Source organism: Bradyrhizobium retamae (assembly GCF_001440415.1).
In the GTDB taxonomy this organism is placed as follows: domain Bacteria; phylum Pseudomonadota; class Alphaproteobacteria; order Rhizobiales; family Xanthobacteraceae; genus Bradyrhizobium; species Bradyrhizobium retamae.
On sequence record NZ_LLYA01000233.1, the window covers coordinates 1 to 10,861 of the forward strand.

The 10,861-nt window shown below is 58.0% G+C and carries 5 protein-coding genes and 4 pseudogenes; 4 read left to right on the forward strand and 5 right to left on the reverse strand.

What is annotated here, in order from left to right:
* Both CQ13_RS39975 and CQ13_RS46670 read right to left on the reverse strand, forming a co-directional pair.
* Positions 1-247: transposase zinc-binding domain-containing protein (locus tag CQ13_RS39975; protein WP_057848243.1), on the reverse strand; the 247-nt coding region annotated here is incomplete at its 3' end.
* 9 nt (positions 248-256) lie between these two features.
* A pseudogene (locus CQ13_RS46670) lies at positions 257-1,076 on the reverse strand (tyrosine-type recombinase/integrase).
* Positions 1,077-1,859: 783 nt separating this feature from the next.
* On the opposite strand from CQ13_RS46670, the pseudogene CQ13_RS46320 reads away from it, so the two are divergent.
* A pseudogene (locus CQ13_RS46320) lies at positions 1,860-2,552 on the forward strand (IS630 family transposase); the annotation flags it as partial.
* Positions 2,553-2,806: 254 nt separating this feature from the next.
* On the opposite strand, the pseudogene CQ13_RS39990 reads toward CQ13_RS46320, so the two are convergent.
* Positions 2,807-3,830, reverse strand: a pseudogene (locus tag CQ13_RS39990) (IS110 family RNA-guided transposase).
* A gap of 75 nt (positions 3,831-3,905) precedes the next feature.
* On the opposite strand from CQ13_RS39990, the pseudogene CQ13_RS39995 reads away from it, so the two are divergent.
* Positions 3,906-4,165: pseudogene (locus CQ13_RS39995) on the forward strand (transposase); the annotation flags it as partial.
* Positions 4,166-4,503: 338 nt separating this feature from the next.
* On the opposite strand, the gene CQ13_RS40000 reads toward CQ13_RS39995, so the two are convergent.
* Complete coding sequence (locus tag CQ13_RS40000; RefSeq protein WP_057848245.1) at positions 4,504-5,442, reverse strand: lysylphosphatidylglycerol synthase transmembrane domain-containing protein; 939 nt, start codon at positions 5,440-5,442, stop codon at positions 4,504-4,506.
* A gap of 337 nt (positions 5,443-5,779) precedes the next feature.
* On the reverse strand, positions 5,780-6,136 hold the full coding sequence (locus CQ13_RS44160; RefSeq protein WP_156434208.1) for a glycosyltransferase family protein: 357 nt from the start codon (positions 6,134-6,136) through the stop codon (positions 5,780-5,782).
* Positions 6,137-7,692: 1,556 nt separating this feature from the next.
* Here CQ13_RS44160 and CQ13_RS42340 point away from each other — a divergent pair.
* Together CQ13_RS42340 and CQ13_RS40010 are read left to right on the forward strand one after the other, a co-directional pair.
* Positions 7,693-7,872, forward strand: coding sequence for a transposase (locus CQ13_RS42340; RefSeq protein ID WP_082637921.1), 180 nt, complete (start codon positions 7,693-7,695; stop codon positions 7,870-7,872).
* A 1,338-nt stretch (positions 7,873-9,210) separates the two neighbouring features.
* The coding region (locus CQ13_RS40010; protein WP_057848247.1) for a hypothetical protein at positions 9,211-10,861 on the forward strand (1,651 nt) is incomplete at its 3' end.

Genomic DNA, 10,861 nt, shown 5'->3' on the forward strand with positions numbered 1-10,861 from the left:
AAAAATGCCGATGCCGGCACGCCAGCTCCCCATTAATGGATTTGCCCATAAGGCAAGAGTTGTAGGCGATGCGCGTGGCGCCGCAGTCATCGCACTGCTCGACATAGCCACCGAGCACCGCCGTCCGGCATGCCGTGATCGCGCCCATCACGCGCCGCTCGACGCGGCCCAGATGCTCGGCACGGGTTTGCCGAAACGCTTCGCCGTGGCGGCGGAAGATATCCGCCACTTCCAGGACCGGAACCATTAGGTCGGTTCAGCCGGGCGGCACGACCTCCAGGCGGATCCGGTCAAGCGGAGTTGGCGTATTGCTGATGGTCTTTGTGAGCGCCGTGCTGGCCAGACTGGCATGGCCGAGCATCACTGGATGATGCGCACGTCGGCCCCGTTCTCCAGGAGATGGGTTGCGAATGTGTGCCGCAGCGTATGCACTGTCACCGACTTGCGCAAGCCGGCCGCAACACAGGCTGAACGGCAGGCGGCGTGCAGCACGTTCGGGACAAGCGGACGCTCGTCGTCGCGCCCGGGAAATAGCCATCGTTTTGGCTGAGTGAGCCGCCTACGTCCGCAGAATCCTCAAAAGCTGCGGCGAGAGCATAACGTAGCGGTCCTTGCCGCCCTTGCCGTGCTCGACCCGGATCAACATCAGTTGGCTAATCAATGTCGACAACCGACCACTTCCGATACCCGCAATCCTGCGGCATAGACTTGGTCAATGCGGTCCGGCTCTTGTGGCTTGGGATTGCTTCCAGGAAGCGCGCGACCTCGTCGGCGCTCAGTACGATCGGCAGTTTGCGCGGTTTACGCGCATAGGCGATGCGCTCCGGAACTGTGTCATGACGAAGCGTCACACCGTAGAAGAACCGCAGTGCGCAGACGATCTGGTTCAGTGCCGATCCCCTTCGCGACCAGATGAACCTGAAAGGCACGGATATCCTCCAGGTCGAGGCGGTCGGGAGAACGACCGAAATATCGGCTCAACTTCGCTACGGCGTTGAGGTACGATTGCTGCGTCGCCGATTGCGGACCGCCATGTCCTCGATCATCCGGCGGCGACGTGGGCTGATCCCAGCCATTGAAAAACTTCTGTCAAAGGGTTGGGCTTCGAAAACCCGCAATCTCTCAGACAGGAGGCAATCCTTGCTATGCCTCCCTACATGCCGCGCCAGCGGCGTTCAATCCTTACATGGACACAGCTCACAAATGACTTCGCGCCAAATCTCTCGCGTAGGGTCGTCTTTCAGCTCCTGGCTGATGCAAACGTCGCCTAAACTGGAGCGCATCAGCCGGCATCCGGACTGACGGCTAACGTGCTGAGCAGCGGAGGCACCGCAGCTGCCAACTTAACAGCTGTGACGGTGATGCTGTCGACGTCGTCCTCACCGATGGTCGGCTACATCTCCGCGTCTCCCTCGGTTGCAGCGCAGAGGCGCTAGGCGATATTGTTGTCCTTGCCAACGTCGACCAGCAACGGGAGCCCACCGCCAATTTCAACTCCCTCGACTTTGCCGCATCAATCGCTTACGCGCGTCCAGTGTTTCACCGATAGGGTTTTACGACAATGACTGATAGCCGGTCTGCATCGTGGCGTCCTGCCCAAAGGTGGGCGACTACGCCGAAGAGCCTGAACCGACCATCCGATCGGATTCGGATCCTGTGGCGGGTTTATAGCCACAAACAGAAGCAAGGTACCCGCCGCGTGTTCTGAGGGATGACAGAAGGAGACCGCAGAACCAGATCATCTGAAATTTGAAGAAGTACGAGGCTAGAGCGTTAGCCTATCTGACTGAATCGCTGGGGATTCACAAATCAGCGTTCTGGCGATTCAAGCTGGTCACCGGGGTTGGAGGCCGGCGGGCATGGCGAAACCGCTGTCGATGGATCTTCGTGCACGTGTGCTTGCCTGTATTGGGGGCGGCGTTTCGGGCCGGCAGGCTGCCGAGCGATCTGGTGTAAGCGCGGCGAGGTAAGCCGCTGGCGAACGCACGAGCGGGAGCAAGGCGATGCGCAGCCGAGAGCTCAGGGCGGAGACCGCAAGTCTCACCGGATTGATACCCATCGGGCGACGATCATGACTCTGCTCGAGACGTCGCCCGATATCACCATCGAGGAATTGCGTCATAGCTTGAGCAAACAGGGCCTGTACTTTGGCTATGGCACGATCCGCCGCTTCTTCGAGCGCCATAAGATCACGCGCAAGAAAAAGACCGCCCACGCCACAGAGCAGGATCGCCCGGAGGTCTTGAAGCGACGCGAGGCTTGGCGCGAGAGCCAGGGCAAGCTTGACCGGGATCGGCTCGTCTTCATTGACGAAACCTGGGCATCGACCAACATGGCGCGGAACGCATGGTCGTTGCCTCCGCGGTGAACGCCTGCGGGCCAGCGTTCATCATGGCCACTGGAAAACAACAACCTGCGTAGCCGCTCTAACCACACGCGGCATCATCGCACCTTGGGTGCTCGATGGTCCGATCAACCGCGATGCCTTTAAGAACTATGTCGAGAAGGTGCTCGTCCACGAGCTGCCAGACCACGCCATCGTCATCATGGACATGTGTGGACGCCCACGCCGGTGCAACAAGAATCTTTTCGAAGAGCACGGTGGTCGGATGCTGACATGTGTCCGGCCTCTGATGCGGCTGTCACATGCCGCCGGCCCGTATGGGAGTTCGCGGAGCGGGTCCAGTTCAACCTCGCGTGCTCGAGGCGCGTATCCATGATCTGGTTTTCCCGATCCCGTCTCGTTGACCGTTGCGCCATACCCTCCAGTTGACCTTCTCACACTCTCAAGGGCCCTGCCGCGGAACTACTTCGCCGCAGCCGGAGCCCGATAGGTTCCGCCTCTCGCCATCAATGCCCAGACGATACGTGCCATCTTGTCGGCGAGGGCGACGATCACCAGCATGGGCGGCTTGCGGGCAAGCATGCGCGCAAGCCAAGGATCTGCGGTCGAGCCTTTGCGCATTGCCCAGCGCACGGCCGCGCTCGCGCCGATGATCAGCAGTCGGCGCAGGGTTCGTTCGCCCATGCGGGATGTCTCGCCCAGCTTCTGCTTTCCGCCCGTGGAGCGCTGCAGCGGGGTGAGCCCTAACCACGCCGCAAAGTGGCGTCCTCTCTTAGAGGCTTGAGCCGTCGGCGCCAGGGCAACGGGCGCGGTCGCCGTGATCGGCCCGATTCCTGGGATCGTCATCAGCCGCTTGGCGTCGGCATTCTCCTTGGCGCGCCGGGCGAGCTCACGATCGAGCAGCGCGACCTTCTCGTCAAGTGATTGCAACTGCTCCACGAGCAGGCGTAGGATAGGTTGAGCCAGCTCAGGAATGTTGGTGTCATCGTCCTCGATCGCCGACACAAGTTTGGCTACATGGAAGGGCCTTGCGGCGCTACCATCCCGAATTCGGCCAGATGGCCGCGGATCGCATTGATGGTCTGGGTCCGCTGACGCACCAAGAGATCACGGGCGCGAAACACAACAGCCGCCGCCTGCTGCTCCGCGCTCTTCACCGCCACGAACCGCATTGTCGGCCGCTGGACGGCTTCGCAGATTGCTTCCGCATCGGCGGCGCCATTCTTCTGTCGCTTCACGAAAGGCTTTACATAGTTTGGCGCAATGAGTTGCACCTCATGCCCCAACCTCGTGATCGTGCGCGCCCAGTAATGACTGCTACCGCAGGCTTCCGTGGCGACCGTGCAAGCCGGCTGCGCGGCAAGAAGTTTGAGCACCTGGTCCCGGGCAGCTTCTTGCGGAAAAGCACGGCCCCTGATGCATCCGCGCCGTGTATCTGGAACACATTCTTCGCCAGATCCAACCCGATTATGCTAACTTCCGACATGGACGCCTCCGTTCAAGTGATGGTCAACGACACCACTTTGGCACAGCGATGCCGTGAGGGGGGGTCCACCCCATCAACCTCTCCAGCCACAAAGGCCCGCGCATACGTGAGATGATCGAGGCTGCCGGCGCGACGCTCCTCTATCGTCCGCCCTACAGCCCCGACTTCAACCCGATCGAGAACGCCTTCGCCAGCTCAAACCAAATTTGCGAAAGGCCGCCGAACGCACCGTCGGTGGTCTCTGGGATGCTGTCGGACGCATCATCGACACCTATACGACCGCGGAATCCACAAACTACTTCGTCGCCGCAGGATCTTGCAACCTGATCGGCTAACGCTCTAGCGCTTCGGTCGCCGATCCGTGCCGCAAGCATAGCGTCGGCGACGGCAGCATCTATAAATACAAGGGCAATTCAGCGGGGTGGAGGTCTCGGACGCCACGCGCCTAAGTGCGCTGGAGGCTGAGAAGACCTGGCCGAAGCTGCTGCTGGCCACACTGGAGCCGCGCGCTACGGTCTCTTGGCCAGTACGATACTGCCGCAAAAAGCTACAATACAAGGAAGCCGCCATTCTCCTGCCGGCTGACGCAAGAATCAACGGTTCTCAAACGGGTAGCTCTACTTGAACTTCAGACCGCCGGGTCAGACCGATGTGCCCAACGTGTTGAGGGCGACTAATCCTCCTCGGCGCCCGACTTCTCCGCGAAGATCCAGACCAGCCCGCCGAGCGCGCCTACGATGAAGTTAACGGTGCCGAACAGGATCGAGACGACGGCGCCGTCGGTCTGCGCAAGTCCAGCGTAGCCGAAGGCGACCATCATCGTCGCCTCGCGTACGCCCCAGCCGGCAATCGAAATGGGCATCATGGTGATCAGCATGATCGGCGGGGTCAGTATGAGCAGCTGCTCGAAATCGCTGGGCGCCTCAATCGCGCGTGCGCCACACCACGCGATCACGACCGTCAGCAGGTGAATGGTGAGCGACAGCACCATAATCTTCGGTCCGCTGCTCTTGCTGAAAATCGCCTGGTTAGCAATCGCCGAGCAGCTGTGGACATGTTTTATCGGCCAACAGTTCCTCAGCCACGCCCAGTGCAGATGGCCGAGCAGCAAAAAGCCCATCCCGCCAGCGAAGGCTGCGAAATTGACAAAGACCAGCGCGAGCCGGTCGTTGGCTCCGCCAGTTATAGCGTAGCTCCAGGGTAGACTTGCAACGATAATGAACGCCAGCGCAATCAGGCCGACAGCGCGATCGATCAGGATCGAATAGGTCGCCGCGCGCAATCCCGCGCCAGTGCGGTTGACGAGCCAAAGCCGAACCGCGTCGCCCCCGATCGATGACGGCAGCATCTGGTTAAAGAAGCTGCCGATTATATTGTAGTGGAATGCCTGCAGGTTGCTTAGCGGTGCATAACACAGATTGGAAATCTCGCGCCATCGCCGCGCGCTGATGAAGATCTGGAAGATGGTCATCGCAATGGCAAGCGCGATCCAGAGCGGCTTGATTTGGCTCAGCCGCGACTGGATCGCCCCGAAATTGATCCCGCGCAGCGCGAGGTAGAGCAGCCCGACTGACACAGTGGTTCGGATTATAAAGAGTAGAAGTCCACGCATGGCAGGCTTGGTTCACTTACGTTTTGTTGACCGAAGTCATGTCGTCAGCAGCATACAGGATCGAATCGAAGCGGTACGACGGCTTGGTGGCGTAGATCGCTTCTGAAATGCTCGCGAACGATTTAAGGACGGACTAACCCGAAATGCTGCTTGCCAGAAGGATGGTGGCCACTAATCAATGTGATTGTCTCCACCTTGGCTCGGAGTTGGTACGAAAAACGTACGTGGTCTGAGGCCACTACCAATGAATATCTGCTAACGAGTCTCAAGGCGACCAGCTGAAGAAAAAGAAATCATGGTGATGAAAGCGTGAGACTCGTCCGCAACCGCTAGCCTATCAAACATAGAACGAATAGGCGGCCACTCCGACAAATGCAACGAGAAAGCCGAGGATAACAATCGATGAGAACCGGACAAAAAACATCGGATATTCAAGAGGCGCGTCGGCAGCGAGCCTAACCAATTTGGCGAGTGGATATTCGGATCCAGCGCAACGTTCATGACGATCATCCGCGAATGCGACCAGCTTGAAGCCAATCGACGCAACCATCCCGCGAATAAAGCGGTCCCGCTCTGGCATTTGCACAAAGATATCGGCTATTCTCCGAGCCATTAATCTGAACTCTCCCGCATAGACAGGAATTAAAACCTCAGTCGAGCGCTCTAGAGGCCGATAAAAAATCTTGCGGTCCATTCCTTAAACCAGGTCTCTCCAGCACGACTGTTTCGTTGGCCGTACGCAACGTCAGCAGAGGTCTCTTTCATTCTCCGAAGTATTTGGGCCAGAAACCCTGGGAACGCCCTGGAGGTGCGCGTCGATTTTGAGGACAGCCGAAGTCGCGAGCCCGGCCGTAAGCGTGATATGTTGGTCGCAATTCGGTGAAAGCTTAATCGCGACACCGTTTCTGGTGAGCGGTCAGGCAGATCATGGCCGCCCAAGTGCCGTCGGTGAAGCCATCCATTTAGAATAAGTTCGAAGCTATCACCGGCCGCAGTTGTCGCGCAATGCTGAATTAGCTTGGGCAGCCGCAAGACCTCGTTGCAGCAAGGCACGATTGACAGCTCTAAGTCGCAAATCCGAGCAATTTCCATAGGTGGCCACGAGTGGTTAGGGCGCGCCCACACTTTAACTCACCGGGTTTTAAACATCTCCCCTCAGGTATGGTAGGGTACGCCCTCGTTTACGATTTTCTATTCCAGATTTGTCCCGTGCGCACAGCTGCGCGCCATGCATCTCCAATGATTGATGAAGTGAGCGTCTCCCATCATCGCCAGATCGGTGCCATATGTTCGGAAACGAGTTTGACCGCCCGGCTATGAGCAACGTTATTGACATCGCGGTAGAGTGCCATTGTGAAGAGTTATGGCCACGCGTTTTGTAACCTCAGCGACACGCTACTCGAAATCGGCGGCTTCAGGACGAAAAAACGGCTGTGGAGTTGCGATGTCGCGGAAGGTGTTGGTCAAAAGCAACCTTCACCTGCTCAGAAAGTTGAGTTTTCGGGGAGACAGTCTTTTGCAGTTTCTTTGCATGCGCAGAGCCGTAGTCGCCATGGAATCTTGCGCCGGTTCACAGTGGCTCGCCAGGAAGTTACAGGCAGCTGCACTTGATCCTCGCGCAATTGGTGAGGTGCGCCCCGACGACGCGCATACCAGGAGGATGGATCCACTCAGAGAGTTGTCGATTGATCTGCTAGCTCACGAATCGGTTTTGGACGAGCAATCGGACGGATCGAAGCCTCGTTACAATGGTCGCGCTTGCAGTCGAGCAATCCAAGCGGGTCGTAACGTGATTGAACCAAGAGCTCGCCTGGAAAATTACGATGTGAATGCCCATCCAATCGTACGCCGGGGAGAGCCGTGTTCGGCACATGCGCTTGTCTAGTTCATCGGAGTAATGTGCGCGGCACCCTGGAAAAGGTAATGCACTCGGGGAGTGCTTTGTTGGTCGGAGGTCATTGGTCGGAGCTCGCGCCTTTCCAGTAGTCGATGGACCGGAGAATCGGACAGGGTCACAGCACTGATAAACCGGATAATTCCGGCGGCGGAAAGGACCCCGACTTCAGGCGCACTTTTTAAGATGGCGAGGGAATGGGTCGATTGGCGATGAGCCTACACACGTCCGATAAGGAGCCTTCAGAAAAAGCTCTATTGCAAAACGAAGGCGGCGCCTGCGAAAGTCGGGTGCAGGAGAACTGCACGTAAAGTGACGAAGCAGTCGCCGATCGAGAGGACATCACACGACGGCTGATGACAATCCCGGCTATCGGGACATTGAGTGCAACCGCTGTCCTAGCTGCGATCGGCAATGGGCGACAGTTTCGCATGGCTCGCAATCCCGCTGCACGGCTGGAGCTGGTGACCAGACAACAATGGACGCGCGGAAAACAGGCGTTGCTTGGCATGAGAAAACGCGGCAACCGTATGTGAGAAAACGTCTAGTGCAAGGCGCGCGATCCTGCTTCCCTCATCTGCACAGAACGTGCGATCGCTTCCGTCAGGATCGGATGCATCCGAACAATGCCGTCGTCTCTTTAGAAGATAGCCGCATTGTCTGCGTCATCTTGAACGAGCCAGAAGCACTCTACGAACGCGAAGACCTTGGTTTCTCATGGCGCTTCTGGCTCTATCGGAAGGCTCGGGAACAGTGACGATGAATCAATGCATCAACCTGCCGTTAGCCCTTTGGAAAGAGCGGGCTTCATAGCCAGAACCATTTGTTTGAAGGGGCGAGCGTGGATCGTCATGACCTGACTTCAACAGCAGTCCACTCGTGAGAGGCCGAATACATTCATGCGACTGGGATCGCCAGATGTTACGAGCGCTTGCTCGGACGGACTGTACCATACATTGTTCGATACGATGATCTTGAGCTGGCATCGTCGAGCATCGCCTCCACCAGCAACTACTCGGCTTCGTATTCTCGTCCGCTAGCGTCTTAGGTCGCTTCGCATCGGACGTGTCAAGCCCGCTGCATTTGACCATCTATTTGTAGAAGATTGCCTGGTTGAACCGGTGTTTGCGGCTCACGTTGGCCTTGTTCGCCCGGCCTCCTGCTCCCGCAAAATCTCGATGGACTGTTTCTGTATTTGGTCTCCTTCCGTCAAATCCCCTTAGAAGACGCGTTGTGTGTACTATTCTGGTCGTGGTCGGTAGATCCGCCCTGGGACTCAATTGGGTAGCCGGCTCAAGTTCTTCGGCGTAGCCGCCCCACCTGCGGGGGAGCCACGACAGGTCATACGAATGCGAACTCGACCATCCCAATGCCCCGCGACTGGCACCCCTTGGGAGGGCGATAGCGCTCGTACGCCTCCGCCGTCCATCGGAATTCGATACAATCGACCCACATACGGTGAATGACGATGGCCATCTTGCCGGCTAAAGCGACCTTCCAAACTAAGAGCCGGTAGCTCCCAGTTTGATCAGATTTGCGTACCGCAGAATCGACGGTGCATCTGCCAACGTCGTTCCCCCACTGATGATTTGTCCGTTCTCGTCCGCTGTGCATACCGCAACGGTGTTCAGCGACAACATCGAGGCCGATGGGGGTAACTCATGACTTTCCTCCAATGGAAACGGTCCATGATCGTCATTCAAAGGAGGCTACTCGGAAATTGGTCAGGCGGTCGGGACCGAATGCCCCTCCCTCCCGTGAACTGGCTCAGCTTCATGTCCATCCCGATCCGAGGTGATTGACTCTACCGGTTCTGGGAGGAGATTGCACGGCGCAGGGTAGTTAGAAGCTCAAGGAGACTGATATCCATCGGAATGGAACTTCTCTACGAGTATGAGGATGGCAGGAAGCAGCCTATGCCACGAGATATCGACTTTACCAACGGAAGGACGTTATCGGTCCTGCTGGATCGGACCTTGCTGGCGCTGTCTGCCATAACCACAGCAATCCTTTTCGCTTGGCTGCTATACTACAGCAGGTACGGACTCAATCTCAGCGACGAGGGCTTATGGCTGAACTCCATCGCGAACCCATTCCGCTACGCAATCAATATTCCGCCGTCCCTATTCGGCTTTGTCTATCATGGGCCATATCAGTGGGTGGCTGGTGACATCGCAGCGCTTCGTATGGCGAACGTCATGTTTACCTTGGCGCTGGGCTGGACTCTTAGCTTCCTATTGATCCGGCGCCTCTGGACAGCGGCCTGGCCGCATGCGGCGGTACTATCGGCAGGAATCGCCAGCTTAACATTAGTCGCCTTTAACATATGGATGCTAACCCCCAGCTACTACACACTGGCCTTTCAATCGCTCTTGATGGTGATGATGGGCTTGCTGCTAGTCGACCGGCCGGGGCGCATCCGCCAGGTCTTGGGAGGGATCTTAGTCGGCGTTGGCGGCTGGGGCTGCTTCATGGCCAGGCCGACCACCGCTCTGGCCATTACCTTCGTCGTCATGCTCTATACTCTAACTTTGTGTCGAAGATCGCTGCTGCCCATGTTTAGCGCGGCGCTGGTCGCTCTCACTCTGCTGACCGTTACCGCCTATTTGATAGACGGCGGCATCACCGGGATGGTGACCCGTATGGTCAACAGCGCTGAGGAAGGAGCCTTGCTGGGGGCCTGGCGTGATGTGTCTCTCATGTTTCGGCTCGATGGGCTCGAGACCAGTCGCTCGCAACTCGCCATCACTGCGGTAGTGGTGATCGCCCTTCTGCTCAGCATTCTCGTGGGGCCTGCGCACAAGTTGCTCTCATTGCTGGCCCTCGCTGCGGTGTTGATCCTAACCGTAGCGATTGCGCTACTGGGAACCGATCCGATCGGCATCAAGCGCGCGACCCTGTTCCTGGTTCCGGCTTTCGCATGCCTTGGCGCGATGTTCTACCGTGAGAGATTGATTCTGCGCAGCCAAGCTCCCGTCAGCATCGCTCTAGCGCTAACGTTTATGGTTCTGCCGCACCTATCCGCATTGGGCACCGCTGGCAAATACTGGATCATTGGCTCGTTTGCCGCCTTGTTCTGGATGCTCGCAGTCGTTGCTTTCCTGAGCCCTCTTGCGCAACAGGGGCGCAGCGTCGCCACCCTGCTACCCCTCGCGGTGTTGGCACAGTTGCTCACTGCATCAGTGGTCAATGGTGACCTTCTCAAGCCGTTCCGTCAGGTGAAAGATGTGCGCGCCTATACCGCTGTCATGTCACTGCCGGGTGGTGGAAAATTGGTGCTCTCGCAATCCTTCCACGACTATCTGGCCACGGCCAGAGCCCAGGCGCGTGTGGCCGGCGTTGAAGTCGGTACCCCGGTGGTCGATCTTACCGGCCTCTCGCCGGGCCTGCAGTATGTGCTCGCGACGCGAACGCTCGGTCTACCATGGCTTCCCGGAGGATTTCCCGGCAGTAACGCAGTCGCGGTGAAAGCGCTCGGACTTGAGAACTGCGCCGATCTGGCCAAAGCGTGGGTAGTGATCGACC